Below are 18899 nucleotides of genomic sequence, written 5' to 3' on the forward strand. Positions count from 1 at the left end.
TTTATTTTAAATTTTGTGCGAAGTGACAAGCTACAAATCTTTCAGGAGAAAGTTCTTTAAGCTCAGGAGTTTTAGAAAGACATATATCTTTTTTATGTATACATCGACCATAGAATCTACAACCATCAGGTGGGTTGATAGGGCTTGGAACATCTCCTTGGAGGATAATTTTTTCTCTTTTTACATCTAATGAAGGTATAGGAATTGCAGATAATAATGCTTGGGTGTAAGGGTGCAGAGGATGAGTAAACATAGACTTATAATCAGATAATTCTACGATTTGACCAAGATACATAACAGCTATTCTATTGCTAACATGTTTTACAACACTTAAATCATGAGATATAAAAAGATAAGTAAGATTGAATTCTTGTTGTAAATCTGCCATTAAATTTAAGATTTGAGCTTGTATGGAAACATCTAGAGCGGATACAGGTTCATCTTGAACAATAAATTTTGGATTGAGAGCAAGAGCTCTAGCGATTCCTATTCTTTGTCTTCTACCTCCATCTAATTCATGAGGATATGTATTGATTAATCTTTGAGCAAGTCCTACTGTATCCATAAGATTTTTTACTTTTTTATTCATATCTATCTTGTTTTTATAAATTTTGTGTACAATAAGAGGTTCTGCTATAATCTCTGACAAACTAAGCCTAGGATTTAAAGATGCAAAAGGATCTTGAAAAACAATTTGCATTTCTTTTCGAAGCTCTCTTATCTCAGAAGAATTTAGTTTTAGTATATCTTTGCCTTCAAAGAATACTTCTCCAGAAGTGGCTTCAATTAATCGAAGTAAAACTCTTCCAGTTGTAGATTTTCCACAACCAGATTCCCCAACAAGACCTAGAGTTTCCCCTTTATGGATATAAAAATTTACATTATCAACTGCATGGAGTAACCCTTTATTGGTATTGAAATATTTTTTAAGATTTTTTACTTCTATCAGTTTTTGTGACATCTTTATCACCTACCTCATCTTTATGATCTATCTTTTCATACAAGAAACAATTTACAAAGTGACCCTCACTGATTTCTGTTTTCTTTGGTTTTTTTTGAGAACATATAGACATAGCTTTTGGACATCTTGGATAAAAAGGACATCCTAGAGGAAGGTTTGTAGGATCTGGCATTAAACCTTTTATTGGCTGCAAGCGATCTTCATCAGCTTCTATATTAGGTATAGAATAGAAAAGTCCTATGGTGTAAGGATGTTTTGGGGTTGTAAAAAGATTTTTGGTATTTGTATATTCAACAACATGACCGGCATACATGATAGCTACTTTATCACAGACTTCTGCTACGATACCTAAATCATGGGTAATCATAATCATAGAGGTATTTAGTTCTTTTTTAAGTTTATTCATAAGATTGATTACTTGTGCTTGAATCGTAACGTCTAGTGCAGTAGTAGGTTCATCAGCTATAAGAAGCTCTGGATTACATGCAAGGGCAATAGCGATGACAACTCTTTGCTTCATACCTCCGCTAAACTGGTGGGGATAGTCTTTAGATCTAGTTTTTGGAATACCTACTGTTTCAAGCATTTTTTCTGCTTTTATCCTAGCTTGAGTACTTTCTATATTTTGATGAAGTTTGATGACTTCAGCAATTTGTTCTCCAACAGTAAGGACTGGATTGAGAGAAGTCATAGGATCTTGAAATATCATGGAAATTTTATTTCCTCTAATTTTTCTCAATTCTGATGGAGATTTTTTTAATAAATTTTCATCATTATAAATGATTTCTCCACTTATAATTTTACCGGGAGGAGTTGGGATAAGCTGCATAATTCCAAGTGCTGTAGTGGTTTTACCCGCTCCAGTTTCTCCTACCAATCCTAAAGTTTCACCTTTTTTTACTTCAAGACTCATCTCATTTACTGCTTTAACAGTTCCTTCGTGAGTTATATAATGTATATTTAAGTGTTTGATTTGAAGCAATTTTTTTTCTTCACTCATTTCTTTTCCTCCTCGATTAATTCTTAAGTTTTGGATCAAGAGCATCTCTTAATCCATCACCTAATAGATTTAGTCCAAAAATGGTGATCATAATTGCAAGTCCTGGAAAAGCAGTCATATGAGGATAATCTCTGATAAATTGTCTTCCAGAAGAAAGCATTGCTCCCCATTCAGGAGTAGGAAGTTGAATTCCAAGGCCGATAAAGCTAAGACCTGCTGCTGATAGTATAGCGCTTGCAACTCCTAAGGTAGCTTGAACGATAATAGGTGCCATAGAATTGGGGATAATATGCTTTAGGATAATACGAGTATTGTTTGCTCCAACAGCTTTGGCAGCCTCGACAAATTCTTGGTCTTTTAAAGTGAGAACAGAGGCGCGTACAATCCTTGCATAAGAAGGGATACTTGCGATCCCTACTGCAATCATAACATTTTTAAGGCCATGTCCTAAAGCTGCAACAATGGAGATTGCAAGCAATGTAGAAGGAATAGCAAGTAATATATCCATTATTCTCATGATGATATTATCAAGTTTTCTACCATAATAGCCAGCGATAGCACCTAAAGCACCCCCTATGATCATGGCAATACCTACGCTAATAAAACCAACTTGAAGGGAAATTCTTGAACCATATATGATCCTGCTAAATATATCTCTTCCAAAATTATCTGTTCCCATCCAATGATTTTTACTAGGAGTTTGAAGGGTATTTAGGAGATCTTGATCATCTATACCATAGGGAGCAATAAAAGATGCAAAAATAGCACTAAGTATAAGCATGATAATAATAAATAGTCCTATCATAGCAAATCTATTTTGCTTTAATCTTCTCCAGACTTCAAGATATTGACTTCTTTTTTTAGTAGATTGTATCATTTTAGAATTCTTTTCATTGGATATTTTTACTGTCATAGAGGACCCTCCTTATTTATATTGAGATCTTATTCTTGGATCTACAAAAGCATATAAGATATCCACTATAAGATTTACAAAACTAAATGTAACAGCAATAAACAAAACTCCTCCTTGAACGACTGGAAAATCTCTAGCTTTTATACAATCAACCATCAATCTTCCTACACCAGGAACTGCAAAAATAGATTCAGTAAGAACAGCTCCACCTAGTAAATATCCAAACTGAAGACCTACGACGGTTATAATTGGAATTAATGCATTTTTTAAGGCATGTCTGATAATAACTTTAGATTCTACTTGTCCTTTTGCTCTTGCAGTTCGTATATAATCTTGTCTTATTACTTCAAGCATACTGGAGCGAGTCATTCTAGTTATAATTGCAGCTGTACTTGTACCTATAGTAAGAGCAGGCAATATCCAATGGGCAGGAGTATGAAATCCGGATGAAGGAAGCCAACCTAGATAGACAGAGAATACAAGTATACCCATCAGTCCTTGCCAAAAGTTGGGCATGGATACACCAAGTAAGGCGATAACCATTGCAATATTATCAAACAATGAATATTGTTTGGTGGCAGATATAATTCCAGTGGGAATGCCGATTAAAACAGCTACTAAAACACCTAATGCGGCTAACTTTAATGTAGCTGGAAATCTAGTCATAATCATTTCTAAAACAGGTCTTTTGGTTGTATAAGATCTACCTATATCTTGATGAATCACTGCATTTTTTACATATCTTCCAAACTGAACAAAGAAAGGATCGTTAAGACCTAATTCTTCCCTAAGTTTGAGTACCTCAGTATGAGGAGCGGATTCTCCAAGCATTATTTTAGCGGGATCTCCAGGGGTAAAATACATCATTGTAAAGATGATAAAAGTAACACCTAAAATTACAGGTATTAACATAAGCAATCTTTTCAATATATATCTATGCATAATAAGCCTCCTTTTAAAAACAATAATGTAGGGTAAATACCCTACATTATTGTTTAGTAAAATAGGGTAACCATATTTTATTCAAAGTTAACGGTATATACTTTGTGATGTCCTGCAGGATGTTGTTTAAAGCCTTTTACATTAGATCTAACTCCAGCTAAATCTTCTCCTAACCAAGTAAACACCCAAGGAGCTTCATCTCTGATAATTTGTTGTACTTCCATATAAGCTTTTTCTCTTACAGCTGGATCTACAGAAGTTCTTCCTTTATCTAGTAATTCATCTACTTTTGAGTTAGAATAAAAACATCTATTACCCCCTGCGCCATGTTGAGAAGAATGGAATAATGGGTATAAACCATAGTCAGGGTCTCCTGTTACAGTAACCCATCCAAGAATAAACATATCATGTTCTCCAGCAGTTGTTCCATCTAAGAAAGCTCCCCATTCTACTACTTTTACTTCTGCATCTATATTGATTGCTTTGAGTTGATTTTGAACAATTTCAGCTACATCCATTCTTTGTTGATTGTCATTTGTCCAAATACTTGTTTTAAATCCATCTGGATAGCCTGCTTCAGTCATTAATTTTTTCGCTTTTTCTACATTGAATTCATAAGGTTTAAGTTTTTGATTAGATGCCCAAACGTTAGGGCCTAGAGGACCTTTGGAAGGCGCTCCAACACCTTTATAAACAGATTTTACAATAGCTTCCATATCAACAGCATAATTAATAGCTTGGCGTACTCTTACGTCTTTGAAATGTTCCTTATTGCAATTAAAACCAAGATACGTAGTAGATAAATTCATATTTCTTTGAAGAATAAGGTCAGGATTATCCTCCACACGACTTACATCTGTAGGAGGAATTTCATAAGCGATATCAATCCCACCTGTTTCTAGCTCGATGGTTCGATTCGTATTTTCAGGAATATTTCTAAAAATTACTCTTTGAATTGCAGGTGCTTCGCCATGATAATCTTCAAATCTTACAAGTTCAACTTTATCTCCGTTTATCCATTTATCAAATTTGTATGGACCAGTTCCTATAGGATGTTGCCCGTAGTCATCTCCAAATTCATTGACAGCTTTTTCATTTAATATGGCTGTAGCTGTATGAGCAAGGTGTGCAAGTAAAGGGGCAAAAGGTTCTTTGGTTGATATTCTAATGGTATAATCATCTATAATTTGGATACCATTAGGATCTATAGAACCGATAATGTGGCCTATGTGAGGAGAGTCTAATCCTCTAAGTAGAGTAAATTTTACATCATTTGCAGTAAAGGCTTCACCATTATGGAACTTTACTCCTTTCTTTAGTTTAAACTCAAAGGTCAAATCATCAATGGACTCCCAAGAATCAGCAAGTGCTGGTTGTAATTCCATATTTTCATCTTGGGTTACAAGAGTCTCATATATTTGTTTAGCGATTCTTGAAGAGGGTTGATCGTTTGTAGCATGAGGATCTAATGAAACAGCATCTGCTCCTTGACCTACTACCAGGACATCTTTTTTGTCTGAAGGAGTATTTGGTTCTGAATTACCTCCAGATGATGGATTATTACTACATCCTACTGTTAATAGAGATAGAATAAGGATAAAACTTAGAAATACTGCCATTTTTTTCATTCTCATTTCATTGCTCCTTTCTTAATTTAAATTATTATTTAAATTTTATCTTGAGATAAAAATTTAAATCAAAGGAAAAATTGAAGTTTGAATATAAAAAATGTTTAGAAAATTAAAGTTATATATTTTCAATTTGCAGATTTGGATTATATAATATTGTTATGTGAGATAGAATGAAAATATCAAAACAAATATTAAATATTAAGAAAAATTAATATTTCATTATAAATTTGTAATACATTGTAATTTTGAATAGATAGAATATTACCCGGGAAAAAAGGGTTTTTAATGAAGTTAATGTAAAAATATCAAGTTAAGAGCAAAAATGTTTATGTCATTATGCTATAATAAAAATAGGTAAAATTTAGTAATCATGAGAGAAAATTGTCATTATAGATATTACTTTAAAACTACAAAAGCATATGATAAAAAGAAAAAATAGTTAGTTAACAAAAGTTCTGTTATTTTTATTGACAAAGAAATCCCAGGTGTATATACTGTACATATTATACATATACAGTATATACACCTGGGATTTTTGCAAATAGAGGAGAGAAAGATATGAATATTATCATTTCTAATTCAAATAAGGACCCTATATATTTACAAATAGTGAGTCAAATAAAAAATCAAATTATAAATGGAAATTTAAGAGAAAATGAGATGCTACCTTCTATTAGAGGGCTTGCAAAGGAGCTACAAATTAGTGTTATTACAACAAAAAGAGCTTATGAGGAGCTAGAGAAAGAGGGATTGATCAATACAGTTTCTAGAAAGGGAACCTTTGTAGCTAGTCAAAATAAAGAACTATTAAGAGAGGCAAGAATGAGAAAAATAGAGGAAAAGCTTTTTGAAGTAGTGCAGGAGAGTAAATTTTTAGGACTTACACTAGAGGACATTGAGGAAATTCTTGAGATATTATTTAAGGAGGGGTAAATATGGAGCATATTTTAGAACTAAAAAATGTTACTAAAAAATACAAGGATTTTGCATTAAATGATATATCATTTACCTTAGACAAAGGCTATATTATGGGATTTATAGGACCAAATGGTGCTGGAAAGAGTACAACGATAAAGCTCATAATGAATCTTTTAAAAAAGGATTCTGGAGAAATAAAGATTTTTGGTTTAGATCATGTGAAGCATGAGAAGGAGATCAAACAAAGAATAGGATTTATATATGATCAAAATTATTTTTATGATGAACTGACATTAAAGGAGATGAAAAATTCTATCTCTGGTTGTTATAAGAATTGGGATAATAATTTATATAACCAATATATGAAAAAATTTAATTTGAAAGAAGATAGAAAGGTTAAAGAATTATCAAAGGGAATGCAGATGAAATTTAGTTTGGCTCTTGCTTTATCTCATGATGCACAGTTGATTATCATGGATGAACCTACATCAGGATTGGATCCAGTTTTTAGGAGTGAGCTTTTGGATATATTGATGGAGATTATTCAAAATGAGAATAAAGCAATTTTTTTCTCTACTCACATTACTACAGATTTAGAAAAAATAGCAGATTATATTACTTTTATACATGATGGAAATTTGATTTTTTCAAAGATGAAAGATGAAATTTTGGAAAACTACAAAATAGTAAAGGGAGGGAAAGAAATTTTAACTGAAAAATTAAAAGAAAATTTAATAGGAATCAAAAATAATAAATTTGGTTTTAAAGCTTTAACAACACAAGTAAGTAAACTAAAAAAAGAGTATGGGGAAGAATTAGTTTTTGATCAAGCGACACTTGATGATATTATGCTTTTTGCTATTAGGGGGAGTGAACAAAATGTATAATCTGTTTGTAAAGGATTTCTATCTTATAAAAAAACGTGTGAAATTTATTATATTTTATGGTTTTATTATGTTTTTTATATTTAATGCTCAAGGAAATCATGATCATTCAATGGCGTATACTGCAGGGATTTGTATGGTTGGGTATACAATGATGATGTACACAACGGCTTATGATGATAAAAATAATAGCGAAGTTCTTTTAAATAGCTTGCCTATTTCAAGAAGCAATATTGTACTTTCAAGATATCTTTCCATATTTATATTTGCTGGAGTTGGTGTATTGAGCATGATGATAGCAGGTTTCATATTAAAAAGCTTTCATCTTTTACATGTAAGTAAAATGATAGAATTTGAAGATTTGTTTGGAGCAATATTTGCATTATGTTTTATTTCATTTTTATATTTACCTATATATTTTAAGTATGGATATATAAAGGCTAAAATGTTTAACTTAATACTTTTTGCCATAGCTTTTGGAGTACCTATGCTTATTGGAACCCTTTTAAAGGAAACACAAAAACCATTGTGGATAGACAAGGGAATTCAGTTTTTAAGTAATCAGACTGATTTTGTAGTAGGGTTATTTTTTATAATGGTGATTATTACATTAGGAATAATATCTTTTGCATTTTCAATAATGATTTATAAGAGAAGGGAATTTTAAAAAAAGAAATAATTATGGATAAGTTTATGCCTTATAGAAATAAAGTTAAGGTTGAGAGAAAAATATTTTTTATGATAGTATAGTTAGTAGGATAGATATAGTTAGGAGGTGTGTTGTGACAATACAGAGAATTGTCATGAAAAAATGAAAGTTATATTAAAAAAAGATTTAGAAGAAAGTTATGTTTTGCTAATAAGTATGGTCAAGTGGCTTATATTGTCTGTATGTATTGGCTTGATCGTAGGTTTAGCTACATCGTTGTTTATTAAGTTAGTAGATATGAGTACGAGCTTTTCTTATGGATTTCAATATTATTATTTATTGATACCTTTTGGATTATTTTTGAGTAGTTTTATAATATTAAAATTAGCTCCAGATGCTAAAGGACATGGAACAGAAAAAGCAATACAAGCAATTAATCAAAAAAGTGGAAAAATGAATGTAAAAATAGCTCCAGTAAAATTATTAACTACAATTATAACATTAGTTTTTGGAGGTTCAGTTGGATTAGAAGGTCCATCCACACAAATTGGAGCAAGTATAGCTTCAAAAATATCAGATTTGTTTAAACTACAAGACATAGATAGAAAAATATTGGCAATATGTGGAGTAGCTTCAGGATTTGTTGGAGTTTTTGGTGCTCCTGTAGGAGCAGCAGTTTTTGCTTCGGAAGTATTGTATATTGGTTCGTTTAATTATGTATCATTATTTTCATCTTTAATATCAGCTTTTATAAGTTTTTCGGTAGGAAGATTTTTAGGAACAAAACCTTTAGTGACTTATTTTTTCGATATAAGTCCTTTTAGTAATAGCATAATTATTACTAGAATGATAGTATTTGGATTACTTATAGGGGTTTGTTCTGCTATATTTATAAGAATTGTAAATCTTATAGAGAAATTATTTGAGAAAATTCATATCTATCCTCCAGCTAAAGGGTTCATAGGAGGGGTGATTATTATATTGATTGTAGTAATAACAGGAACTACAGATTATCTAGGTATAGGCGGAGAGATTATACATCAAGCTGTTATGGGAGAACATGTAAGAAATACGGATTTTGTATGGAAGACAATTACTACAGCTACTACATTAGGTTCAGGGGGAAGTGGAGGAATTCTTACACCAATGCTTTATGTAGGGGCTACATTGGGGAATATATGGGCAAATATAATTCAAGGAAGTTCGACTTTTTATGCTGCAGTAGGTATGGTGGCATTCATGGCAACTTGTTCAAATACACCTTTAGCAGGAATTATTATGTGTATGGAACTTTTTGGGTCACAAGTTGGAATGTATGCTTCTATAGTATGCGTAATAGGCTATATCATTGTTGGACATAAAAGTATTTATCCAACACAAATATTGATGAAAAGTAAAGATCCTTCACTATTTATGGATACGAATTGTGAAATATGGCAAATGGAAAATAAAATAAATAATCGTACTATTAATAAAAATTTTAGTAAATAAAAAACCAAAGTTAAAGTATTATTATATGAAATTAAATATTTAAATGTATAATATATACTTAGACATGAGATTTTTCTATGGACTATAACTCGGTATGGGTGTTGTAGTAGCAAAGAGAAAAAAAGATTAATATATAGAATCAATATATTTAGATCCATCAAGATTGTTCAATAGATATATCTGTTGAGCAATCTTTTCATTTATAAATAGGAAATTAGAGTTTCATTTTCATATTATGTCACAAAATGATATGGATTTACGTTATAGAAGTGAATATAGATTTTAAATGAAAGGAGATGTGAAAATGGAAAAAAGTAATCTTGATGATACTTTTGATACAGGTGGTGAGGATGAGCTACGTTGTGCTATAGAGTTATATGGTTACTCCATTTTAAAATATTGTCACAACATACTTTGCGATTATTTTGAGGCTCAAGATGTTGTACAAATAACATTTATAAAAGCTTATAAAAAAAGGAAAAGCTTCAAAAGAGGAACATCTTTATCTGCATGGCTTTATCGTATTGCATATACTACTTGTATGGATTTTTTAAGAAAGAAAAAATTATTGTTTTTTATGCCACAATATAAAACAAATAAGAATGAATTATACATAGAAGATGATTTTATCAGAGATGATTTAAAAGCAGCACTCTTGACTTTATCTCCTAAAGATCGAGCGTTGGTATTTAGTCGGATTATAGATCAAAAAAGTTATAAAGATTTAGAAGATATTTACAATACTTCTTCTGATACATTAAGAAAAAGATATGAACGTGCAAAAAAGAAGGTAGCAAAGGTATTAAAAGAAACGAATCCATACTATAAAGAATTGGAGGAGATCAAATGAATTATGATTCTGATGAAAAAATCATAAAAGATGCTCTTAGTACTATTCATACACCTAAATATAATATGGCTATGGAAGTAGAAAAGAAAATAAATAATCCGAAAACTTACATAAACTTTAAAAGAGCGATTCCTTTAGTAGTTTGTTTATGCTTGATTTTTTCTGTGGGTGTTATGGCAGAGACAATTCCATCTTTTCAAAAACTTTTATCTATTGTAAGTACGGATATAGGATTATTACTTCAACCAGTGAAAAAAATTAGTGAAGATCAAGGAATAAAAATGGAAGTATTAGGAGCTATGAATGATGATGAAATGGCAGTCGTTTATTTTACAATGCAGGATCTCACAGGAAATCGAATAGATAAAACATTAGATATTTATGAGTACTCACTAAATGGAGCCAATATGTTTAATTGTCAAATCATTAACTATGATGAAGTTACAAAAACAGCTATTTTACGTATGCAAGCAAATGGTGGAGAAAAGCTAAATGGGAAGAAGGTAAGCTTTCGTATAGGTTCATTCCTTAGCGATAAAAAAACATTTGATAAAAGAATTGATATTTCTGATATAAAAATAGCAAATTCATCACAAAAGATACCTCTGGATATGAGTCATATTTCAGGGGGAGGAGGGACTTTATATAAAGAGTTTAAACAAAAAGGATCTATAAATGTTTTAAAGACAGATCAAATGAATATTGCTATTCCTAAAATAGATTTTGTGCATATTTCTAATATAGGATATATTGATGGAAAACTTCATATTCAAACCAAGTGTATAGGAGATGGAATAGATGATCATGGATATATGTATTTTGCAGATTCTTTAGGAAATCAGATAGATATGAAATCAGCTAATATTCATTTTGGAACAGATCCAGAAGGAAATACTAAATATGGTAGTGATTATATAGAATATATTTTTGATATGGGAGATATAGAAGTTGACAAATTAAAGCTTATGGGGTATTTTGTTTCAAATGGAAATTATGTAGAAGGAAACTGGGAAACTACATTTAAAATTCAGTCTGTAGGAGAAACAAAGGAAAAAGATTGTAATATTCAATTGGATAATGGGAGGATCAATCGTATTTGTCTATCACCCATGGGAATTACTTTATTAGGGAGAGGTGAAAGTGAAGATGTAGATGATATTACTGTTTCTGCAAAAATGACAGACGGTAGTATTCAAACCTTTGATTCAATGATGAGTTATAGTGAAGATGAAGAAATAAAACTTAAATTTGTATCTTTTTTGCCACTTGATATTTCTAAGGTTCAATATATAATGATCAATGATACTATTATAAATTAAGTATCTTTCAAATTATATGTATTGGTTCAAATGGCTTTAAGGGAACCTAGAAGGAGGTTCCCTTAAAAAATTTTACTATATCAATATTATTCTTAAATAGAGCATAAATTTTAATTAGGTTGTACTTTTTAAAGGTATATTTAAATTTACAGATTTCTATCCTAAAATCTTTTCTTTATTTATTATTTTTAACCCTTTTATAAATAGTTTATATAGGAAAAACCCTATTGTAGAGCCGATTATATTTAGAATAATATCATCTATATCACATATTCCTAATCTAAATATGAACTGTAATACTTCTATACAACTGCTTACTAAAAAAGATATCTTAATATTTTGTCCTAGACTATTTCCTTTATTGATAACAAAAGGAAGTAAAAATCCAAAAGGCATAAATACAATCATATTTCCAAAAATATTATTAAACCATATATCGAAATTATAATGGTTAAAATTAATAATATACATGGTAATCGTTTTAAATGGAATTGTATTTGCTAGAGCATCTTTTGGCAACATCAATCCTTCTTCCTCGCGATGATGTATATAACGAGCTACGGATCTAAAAGGATTTAGTAGATAAAACCAAGCCATTAATGAATACATGAAAAAGCAGACACAAAAGAATCTTCTAGAGAACTTATTATAGGGTTTTACTGTATTCTTTAATTCTTCACTAATAATTTGTAAATCTCCAAAGTCATTTATTGCCATATCTATAGCATTTTGCTCACTATATCCTTTTTGCATGTATTCTTTTTTTAAAAGATTTAAATGATCTAGTAGTTCTGATTGTAAATCTTCTTTTTCGGATTTTGTACATTCTAATTTTTCTAATAGATGTTCTATGTATTTTTCAAAATTTTCCATTCTTATACCCCCTCGTAACACTTTCTAACAAAGTAATCTACTTTTTTCCAGTCTTCCATCTTTCTATTTAATTCTTTTTGGCCTTCATCTGTGATTTTATAGTATTTTCTTCTACCTCCTCCTTCTGATTCTCCCCAATAAGATTGTAAGAACTTCTTATTTTCAAGCCTTTTAAGGGCAGGATATAATGTTCCTTCTCCCATTTCATACAAATTTTCACTTTTTTCTTTTATGTTCTTGGCAATTTCATATCCATACATATCCTTGGGAGCAATCAGCGATAGTACCAATATATCTGTTATACCCTTTTTTATTTCTCGATCCATAAATTTACCTTCTCTCATTTTTAACTACATTTTAACATATAGTACATAGTAATACAATGTATTGTTTTAAAATTAAATGTATGATCAATAAACAATTTGCATGTTACAAACGAGATATTTCTATAACTAGACAATAAAATGGAGGTCATGTAAAATAATAACAATAAATAAAGACATTAGAATAAGAGAGGGGAAAAAATGAATAAATTATTATTAGTGGAGGATGATGAAGCTTTAGCTTTAGGAATAGAGTTTACTTTAGTAGATGAAGGTTATCAAGTGCTAAAAGCTTCAACTTTAGAGGAAGGAAAAAGTTTATTTGAAAATGAAAGCTTTGACTTAATCATATTAGATGTAAATCTTCCAGATGGAAATGGGTATGAGCTTTGTAAATATATTCGAAAAACAAGTAATGTACCTATCATATTTTTGACTGCCCTAGATGAGGAGGTAAATGTAGTACTTGGATTTGAAATAGGAGGAGATGATTATATCACAAAGCCTTTTAGAGTAAAGGAACTGATATCTAGAATAAAAGCAATTTTAAGGAGAAACTCTAAAACAGCTTTTGTGAGTAATCAATTAATCAGTGGAGATATCGTAGTAGATACATCTATGGCCCTTACTAAGAAGAATAACATAGAGATTCATCTTACGTCACAGGAATACAAGCTTCTTTTAATATTTATGTCAAAACCTAAAATTTTAATAAAAAGAGAAGAAATCCTTAAGGAATTATTAGATGGTGCAGATGTTTTTTTTGATGAAAACACTCTTTCTGTGTATATAAAAAGAATAAGAGAAAAGCTAGAAGATAATCCTAAAGATCCTAAGTATATTATTACACAAAGGGGTTTAGGTTATAAATGGAACTATGAAGTGACAAAGGAGTATAAATATGAAGGAATATTTTAACAATCCAGAGATTAAGAAAAGCTATATTATTTTTATGATGGTTATGGTGATATTTTTAATTGCTAATTATATAACGATACAAGTGAGTTATGAAAATATCAGAAGCGATTATATAAAGGTTTTAGGAGGAATGACAGCCAAGCTTATTGAAGAAAACCCACAGCTAGAAACTAAGATTGTTCCCCTTATGACAAGAGAATCAACTAAGGAGGAGGAAGAAAGAGGAAAGGAAATTTTAAGACAATATGGATTAAATGAAAGCTTAGAAGTGAGTTTGTTTCCATATATAAAAGATAGTTTTAGAAATAGTATGATGAATATATTGTTGTTAGGAATTATTTTAACAGGAATTCTTTTTATACTAAACTACATACAATATGATTATTTCTATGGCAATATGAGAAGTTTTAGCATGGCTGCTAAAAAGATAGTGGAGGGAGAGTACAATTTAAAAGTCAATGAAACAAAAGAAGGAGATTTATCTAAATTGGCACAATCTTTCAATGCCATGGGAGAAGTTATTAGGGGAAATATTTTTGCATTAAAAAAGGAAAAAAATTTTTTAGTAGAGCTTCTTTCAGATATTTCTCATCAGTTAAAAACTCCTCTTTCTACTATGATTTTATATAACGATATTATGCTGAGCAAAGATTTAACTAAGGAGCAAGAAAAGACCTTTTTAATCCATAATAGGGATCAATTAAATCGAATGAAATGGCTTATTTTAAATTTACTGAAACTTGCTAAAATAGATGCCAATGCCATTGAACTTGAAATTAAGGAACAAAGTTTAAATAAGACTATAGGGGAAGTAATAGAAATACTAGAAAATAAAGCTATAGAAAGAAATATAAAAGTAGATTTTATTTCAAGTAAAGATATAAAATTAAGTCATGATCGGTTATGGCTGCAAGAGGCTTTTGTGAATGTATTAAAAAATGGAATAGAACATGCTAAAGAAGGTAGTCATGTTGTAATAGATGTAAAGGATAATAAAGCTTATACAAAAATTACAATTCATAATAAGGGAGATATTATTTTAGAAGAAGATTTGGTTAATATTTTTAAAAGATTTTATAAAGGTACTCATTCTAAAAAAAGTGATTCTATCGGGATAGGATTGTCCTTAGCAAAGTCTATCGTTGAAAAACATGGAGGATATATTGATGTTACAAGTAAAATAGATGAAGGGACAAGCTTTATGATCACTTTTTTTAAGTTTTGATATTTAAATAATTTTATAAATAAGCATCAATGAATAAAAATATAATGGTTACCTTTTGTCAGTATAAAAAGATATTCTATTTTTTAAAAAAACATGGTGCATATATGATGCTGTGAATGATATATAGAAAAACCTTGGAAGTAAGCTCCAAGGTTTTATGCCATCATTGCAAAAGCTCGACATTCTCTTGCACAATGAAAACATATTTGCGCACAATGTTGTGATTCAGGGTCAGGAAATTTTGAACATTCTGTTCCACAAACTTCACAAATGTATGCACATAAATTAGCAAGACATTTTGAAAATACACTATTACGTGCAAGATATTTTGCCATTAAAGTACAAATATCTGCGCAATCACGTAATAATTGAAGCTGAATCACTCTTGATTGAACATCTTTTTTACATTTTAAGAAGGTGGTCATATGTTCATAATTTGCTTCACAATTCTGCACAGTCATTAATAAAGGTGAGCAGGGAGAATGAAGATTGTTATATACAAAGTTTTCAGACATTGAAGTTCTCCTTTCGGTATAAAATTGGCTTACAAATTTAATATATTCATTTAATAATGCAAATGTACTTTGTACAAATAAAATCTATCTTACAAAAGTGTAAGATAGATTTTTCTTTGTAAGGGCAGAGTCATGGAGGTTTATAAATAAGGTGGATATAATAAAGCTATCAAAGATGATATGTATAGAAAATATAATGAAAAATACAGAAAGATTAGGAGGAGTAGTATGGAAATTTTGAAGGTTCAAGGCTTAAAAAAAATTTATGGAAAGGGAGCAAATCAGGTAGAAGCACTTAAAGGTATAGATATAAGTATCAATAAAGGGGAGTTTGTGACGATTGTAGGGGCTTCAGGTTCTGGTAAAAGTACATTACTGCATCTTTTAGGAGGATTAGATAGACCTACAGAAGGAAAAGTGATGATTGATGGAGAGGATATTTATGGATATAGAGAAGAAAAACTTGCTATATTTAGAAGAAGGAAGATAGGTTTTATATTTCAATTTTTTAATTTACTACCTGTGTTAGATGTGGAAGAAAATATTGCACTTCCTGCGCTGTTAGATCATGATCGAGTAGATAAAGAATATTTATCTGATATTATAAGACTTTTGGGATTAGAAGATAGAAAAAATCATTTACCATCTGAATTATCGGGAGGTCAGCAGCAAAGGGTGTCTATAGGAAGAGCATTACTTAACAAGCCAGCTATAGTACTTGCAGATGAGCCCACTGGAAATTTAGACAGTAAAAATTCCAAGGAAGTCATCGAGTTATTAAAGTTTTCTGCAAAGAAATATAATCAAACTCTCATATTGATTACTCATGATATGAATATAGCGTCTTTAGCAGATAGAATTATAACACTTGTAGATGGTTGTGTGGTTTCAGATAAATATTTGAAACAAAGTTAGGGGGTGATTTATATGATCAATAACTATAAACAAATTACAGGAAAATATTTAAGATCAAATAAAAAAAGAACAATATTGACATTGATAGGTATTATATTATCTGTAGCATTAATATCATCTATTGGATTTTTCCTTAAGAGTATGCAGCAAACTCAGATACAAGATATGAAAAATAATTATGGATCATGGCATATTATGTATAAAAAAGTAGATGATACTTTGGTAACAAAGATAAAAAGTAATCCAGTAGTTGTAAGAAGTGGCACCTATACTATAGGAAATGAAGTAAATGTAGACGATCATCTTAAAGTGAGAGAAGTATGTGGAAGCGGTGATGGATTAAAGCTTTTACCATATAAGATGCAAGAAGGTAGATTGCCTAAAACGAATAAAGAAGTAGCTATGGAAAAATGGTTTCTTGATCAAATAAAAAAGGGCGGAAAGATTGGAGAACATATAAAACTTATAGGTAAAGAATACACTTTAGTAGGAATTTTAAATGATACCTATAATAATCAAAATGATAACATAGGAGAGCTTGTAACAAATGATTCTAATATAAGTAATCAAAATACAAATTTATTAGTTGAATTGAATCCAAAGAAAAATTTCAACAAAAATATGAATGAACTAAAGAAACTATTGGATGAAGAATCCATAGTAGAAAATCAATATCTTATTGTGGCACAAGGACAAAATATGCCAGAAGGTATGATTTCTGTCTTAATTGTTATTATTGGAATTGTAGTAATTTCAACAATAGCAGTTATATATAATGCTTTTCAAATAAGCGTAGTAGAAAGAGTAAAGCAATTTGGTCTTTTAAGAGCTGTAGGGACTACACCAAAGCAAATTAGAAAAATTATATTAAGAGAAGCTACTTTTCTTGCTTTCATAGGTATACCTATAGGAATTTGTTTTGGAATCGTAGCACTTTATGGAATAGATGTAACCTTTCGATGGATTGGAGGAGAAAATATAGTATTTATATCTCCAACTATTTCAACAGATGTTGTTTTTTTAAGTATAGTCATTGGATTCATTTCTATTTATATTTCCGCTTTACTTCCTGCTATATTTGCAGGAAAAATATCACCATTAATTGCTATCAGTACTAGAAATTCTATAACAAAAGAGAAGATCAAAAAAAGAAAAAGCTATATGATAGGTAAAATATTTGGTTTTGAAGGAGAATTGGCTTCTAAAAATATAAAAAGAAATAGAAAAAGATATTGGATTACTGTATTTTCAATTGTAATCAGTGTAACATTATTTATAAGTTTCAAATCTTTTATGGATATGTCTTTAAATATATATGGGGAAACCAATGAATCTAAAAATATACATTTTGCTGTAGCAAGTAAAGATAATATAAGTATAGAAGATCCGATCATAGACCATATCAAAGACATATCATATATAAACAATTGTTATGAGGTATTTCAACCATACTATTTTGATGCTGTTGTCAATAAAAATAAAGAGATTAAGGATATTCAAGAGATAGGAAAAGTATATCAGGATATAAAATATGAGAATCAAAATAAAACCTTAATGGATTCCTCTTTAGTTACTTATGATGAAGCATCTTTAGAAATTGCAAAGAAATATTTAAAAGAAGGAAATATTGATATAGAAGAGTTAAATAGGGAAAATGGAGTTATCATTATTGGAAAAAATAGATTATATAATCAAAAAACCCAGAGGACTTATGTAGGTCCAATTACAGATTTAAAGGTAGGAGATGAAATACTTCTTCAAGCCAATGAAAATAATGAAAAACTTGAGTTTGGACAAAAAAAGGTTTATAAAGTTAAAGTGTTAGCCGTTTTAAAAAGCAATCCTTTTTATTTTAGGGGAGGGGAAAGTAAAATAAAAATGATTACTACAAAGGAGATGGCTCAAAGATTAACTGATAAAAGTATAAATCCTGTTGGATTAAATATAAAGATTAAAGATGTCAAATTTGAAAATGTGACGAAAAAAGAAATAGAAAATATAATAAATGATTCTAATGATTTAAAGCTTATCAATATTATTGATGAAAATAGAATAGCAAAATCAGCTATATTAATGGTCAAAATACTACTCTATGGATTTGTTGTGGTAGTAGCTTTAATTGGAAGTGTGAATATTATTAATACCTTAACTACAAATATTATATTAAGAAGAAAAGAATTTGCAGCATTAAAGTCTATAGGACTAACGCAAAAGGGATTAAAGAAAATGATTATTCTAGAAGGAGTTCTTTATGGAATAGTGGGAAGCTTTTATGGATCTGTAGCAGGCTCTGGTCTTTCTTATTTATTATTTAAGGGAATTAGTGATATTAGAGAACAAAGTTATAAACTACCATTAGATGCTATATTAATAGCAACAATAGGAGCTATGCTGATTGGATATATTTCTGTATTAATGCCCATTAGAAGGATTAAAAAAGATAATTTAATAGATGCTTTACGAGAAGAATTTTAAATTTAAGGGACAAGTTCATTGTCCCTTGTTGATTTATTTGAAAATTATAGGAGTGCAAATTTATAAGATACTTCCTTTTACATAAAATTAATATGTC

General features: G+C 29.9%; 18 protein-coding genes. 10 read left to right on the forward strand and 8 right to left on the reverse strand.

Going from position 1 to position 18899, the window contains the following annotated elements; genetic code table 11:
* Position 1 precedes the first annotated feature (1 nt).
* From BN2409_RS09610 to BN2409_RS09630, 5 genes are all read right to left on the reverse strand, one after another.
* A complete protein-coding gene (locus BN2409_RS09610) occupies positions 2–961 on the reverse strand; it encodes an ABC transporter ATP-binding protein (RefSeq protein WP_199872995.1) in 960 nt (319 codons plus the stop codon).
* Entirely contained in the window at positions 927–1961 is a 1035-nt protein-coding gene (locus tag BN2409_RS09615) for an ABC transporter ATP-binding protein (protein ID WP_053956421.1), read from the reverse strand. Before BN2409_RS09615 ends, BN2409_RS09610 begins: the two co-directional genes overlap by 35 nt.
* 16 nt (positions 1962–1977) lie before the next feature.
* Positions 1978–2874, reverse strand: a complete 897-nt coding sequence (locus BN2409_RS09620; RefSeq protein WP_053956422.1) for an ABC transporter permease — start codon at positions 2872–2874, stop codon at positions 1978–1980.
* 12 nt (positions 2875–2886) lie between these two features.
* A complete protein-coding gene (nikB, locus tag BN2409_RS09625) occupies positions 2887–3816 on the reverse strand; it encodes a nickel ABC transporter permease (protein ID WP_053956423.1) in 930 nt (309 codons plus the stop codon).
* A gap of 77 nt (positions 3817–3893) precedes the next feature.
* On the reverse strand, positions 3894–5450 hold the full coding sequence (locus tag BN2409_RS09630) for a glutathione ABC transporter substrate-binding protein (RefSeq protein ID WP_053956424.1): 1557 nt from the start codon (positions 5448–5450) through the stop codon (positions 3894–3896).
* 555 nt (positions 5451–6005) lie between these two features.
* Between BN2409_RS09630 and BN2409_RS09635 the strand changes: the two genes are divergently transcribed.
* The 6 genes from BN2409_RS09635 to BN2409_RS09660 all read left to right on the forward strand — a co-directional run bounded on the left by BN2409_RS09635 (position 6006) and on the right by BN2409_RS09660 (position 11558).
* Positions 6006–6380 carry a GntR family transcriptional regulator gene (locus BN2409_RS09635; RefSeq protein ID WP_053956425.1) on the forward strand — a complete coding sequence of 125 codons (375 nt, stop codon included), beginning with the start codon at positions 6006–6008 and terminating at the stop codon, positions 6378–6380.
* Between the two features lie 2 nt (positions 6381–6382).
* Complete coding sequence (locus tag BN2409_RS09640) at positions 6383–7252, forward strand: ABC transporter ATP-binding protein (RefSeq protein WP_053956426.1); 870 nt, start codon at positions 6383–6385, stop codon at positions 7250–7252.
* Complete coding sequence (locus BN2409_RS09645; protein ID WP_053956427.1) at positions 7245–7916, forward strand: ABC-2 transporter permease; 672 nt, start codon at positions 7245–7247, stop codon at positions 7914–7916. The genes BN2409_RS09640 and BN2409_RS09645 overlap by 8 nt, the downstream gene beginning before the upstream one ends.
* A 144-nt stretch (positions 7917–8060) precedes the next feature.
* A complete protein-coding gene (locus BN2409_RS09650) occupies positions 8061–9389 on the forward strand; it encodes a chloride channel protein (protein ID WP_053956428.1) in 1329 nt (442 codons plus the stop codon).
* Between the two features lie 304 nt (positions 9390–9693).
* Positions 9694–10239, forward strand: a complete 546-nt coding sequence (locus tag BN2409_RS09655; protein ID WP_053956429.1) for an RNA polymerase sigma factor — start codon at positions 9694–9696, stop codon at positions 10237–10239.
* The gene (locus BN2409_RS09660) at positions 10236–11558 is read left to right on the forward strand and encodes a DUF4179 domain-containing protein (protein WP_053956430.1); all 1323 of its coding nucleotides are present in this window, start codon (positions 10236–10238) and stop codon (positions 11556–11558) included. The genes BN2409_RS09655 and BN2409_RS09660 overlap by 4 nt, the downstream gene beginning before the upstream one ends.
* Before the next feature lie 156 nt (positions 11559–11714).
* Here the strand turns inward: BN2409_RS09660 and BN2409_RS09665 are convergent, their stop codons facing one another.
* Positions 11715–12431 carry a VanZ family protein gene (locus tag BN2409_RS09665; RefSeq protein WP_053956431.1) on the reverse strand — a complete coding sequence of 239 codons (717 nt, stop codon included), beginning with the start codon at positions 12429–12431 and terminating at the stop codon, positions 11715–11717.
* A gap of 2 nt (positions 12432–12433) precedes the next feature.
* Positions 12434–12757: a PadR family transcriptional regulator gene (locus BN2409_RS09670; RefSeq protein WP_053956432.1), complete on the reverse strand. Its 324-nt coding sequence runs from the start codon at positions 12755–12757 to the stop codon at positions 12434–12436.
* 198 nt (positions 12758–12955) lie between these two features.
* On the opposite strand from BN2409_RS09670, the gene BN2409_RS09675 reads away from it, so the two are divergent.
* Positions 12956–13672, forward strand: coding sequence for a response regulator transcription factor (locus BN2409_RS09675; protein WP_053956433.1), 717 nt, complete (start codon positions 12956–12958; stop codon positions 13670–13672).
* Positions 13656–14897 (forward strand): HAMP domain-containing sensor histidine kinase, encoded by a 1242-nt coding sequence (locus BN2409_RS09680; RefSeq protein ID WP_053956434.1) that lies wholly within the window; start codon positions 13656–13658, stop codon positions 14895–14897. The genes BN2409_RS09675 and BN2409_RS09680 overlap by 17 nt, the downstream gene beginning before the upstream one ends.
* A gap of 155 nt (positions 14898–15052) precedes the next feature.
* Here BN2409_RS09680 and BN2409_RS09685 read toward each other — a convergent pair whose 3' ends face one another.
* A complete protein-coding gene (locus tag BN2409_RS09685; protein ID WP_053956435.1) occupies positions 15053–15412 on the reverse strand; it encodes a four-helix bundle copper-binding protein in 360 nt (119 codons plus the stop codon).
* A 228-nt stretch (positions 15413–15640) separates the two neighbouring features.
* Here BN2409_RS09685 and BN2409_RS09690 point away from each other — a divergent pair, with 228 nt between their 5' ends.
* Together BN2409_RS09690 and BN2409_RS09695 are read left to right on the forward strand one after the other, a co-directional pair.
* Positions 15641–16327 carry an ABC transporter ATP-binding protein gene (locus tag BN2409_RS09690; RefSeq protein WP_053956436.1) on the forward strand — a complete coding sequence of 229 codons (687 nt, stop codon included), beginning with the start codon at positions 15641–15643 and terminating at the stop codon, positions 16325–16327.
* A 12-nt stretch (positions 16328–16339) separates the two neighbouring features.
* Positions 16340–18802 (forward strand): ABC transporter permease, encoded by a 2463-nt coding sequence (locus BN2409_RS09695; protein ID WP_053956437.1) that lies wholly within the window; start codon positions 16340–16342, stop codon positions 18800–18802.
* Positions 18803–18899: the final 97 nt, after the last annotated feature.

It is taken from the genome of Inediibacterium massiliense (assembly GCF_001282725.1).
GTDB classification, from domain to species: Bacteria; Bacillota; Clostridia; order Peptostreptococcales; family Thermotaleaceae; genus Anaerophilus; species Anaerophilus massiliensis.

What these genes read in the sequence shown, in the direction of transcription:
- BN2409_RS09610 (WP_199872995.1), bottom strand. Translation starts at nt 961, where the DNA reads ATGTCACAAAAACTGATAGAAGTAAAAAATCTTAAAAAATATTTCAAT.
- BN2409_RS09615 (WP_053956421.1), bottom strand. Translation starts at nt 1,961, where the DNA reads ATGAGTGAAGAAAAAAAATTGCTTCAAATCAAACACTTAAATATACAT.
- BN2409_RS09620 (WP_053956422.1), bottom strand. Translation starts at nt 2,874, where the DNA reads ATGACAGTAAAAATATCCAATGAAAAGAATTCTAAAATGATACAATCT.
- nikB (WP_053956423.1), bottom strand. Translation starts at nt 3,816, where the DNA reads ATGCATAGATATATATTGAAAAGATTGCTTATGTTAATACCTGTAATT.
- BN2409_RS09630 (WP_053956424.1), bottom strand. Translation starts at nt 5,450, where the DNA reads ATGAGAATGAAAAAAATGGCAGTATTTCTAAGTTTTATCCTTATTCTA.
- BN2409_RS09635 (WP_053956425.1), top strand. Translation starts at nt 6,006, where the DNA reads ATGAATATTATCATTTCTAATTCAAATAAGGACCCTATATATTTACAA.
- BN2409_RS09640 (WP_053956426.1), top strand. Translation starts at nt 6,383, where the DNA reads ATGGAGCATATTTTAGAACTAAAAAATGTTACTAAAAAATACAAGGAT.
- BN2409_RS09645 (WP_053956427.1), top strand. Translation starts at nt 7,245, where the DNA reads ATGTATAATCTGTTTGTAAAGGATTTCTATCTTATAAAAAAACGTGTG.
- BN2409_RS09650 (WP_053956428.1), top strand. Translation starts at nt 8,061, where the DNA reads ATGAAAGTTATATTAAAAAAAGATTTAGAAGAAAGTTATGTTTTGCTA.
- BN2409_RS09655 (WP_053956429.1), top strand. Translation starts at nt 9,694, where the DNA reads ATGGAAAAAAGTAATCTTGATGATACTTTTGATACAGGTGGTGAGGAT.
- BN2409_RS09660 (WP_053956430.1), top strand. Translation starts at nt 10,236, where the DNA reads ATGAATTATGATTCTGATGAAAAAATCATAAAAGATGCTCTTAGTACT.
- BN2409_RS09665 (WP_053956431.1), bottom strand. Translation starts at nt 12,431, where the DNA reads ATGGAAAATTTTGAAAAATACATAGAACATCTATTAGAAAAATTAGAA.
- BN2409_RS09670 (WP_053956432.1), bottom strand. Translation starts at nt 12,757, where the DNA reads ATGGATCGAGAAATAAAAAAGGGTATAACAGATATATTGGTACTATCG.
- BN2409_RS09675 (WP_053956433.1), top strand. Translation starts at nt 12,956, where the DNA reads ATGAATAAATTATTATTAGTGGAGGATGATGAAGCTTTAGCTTTAGGA.
- BN2409_RS09680 (WP_053956434.1), top strand. Translation starts at nt 13,656, where the DNA reads ATGAAGGAATATTTTAACAATCCAGAGATTAAGAAAAGCTATATTATT.
- BN2409_RS09685 (WP_053956435.1), bottom strand. Translation starts at nt 15,412, where the DNA reads ATGTCTGAAAACTTTGTATATAACAATCTTCATTCTCCCTGCTCACCT.
- BN2409_RS09690 (WP_053956436.1), top strand. Translation starts at nt 15,641, where the DNA reads ATGGAAATTTTGAAGGTTCAAGGCTTAAAAAAAATTTATGGAAAGGGA.
- BN2409_RS09695 (WP_053956437.1), top strand. Translation starts at nt 16,340, where the DNA reads ATGATCAATAACTATAAACAAATTACAGGAAAATATTTAAGATCAAAT.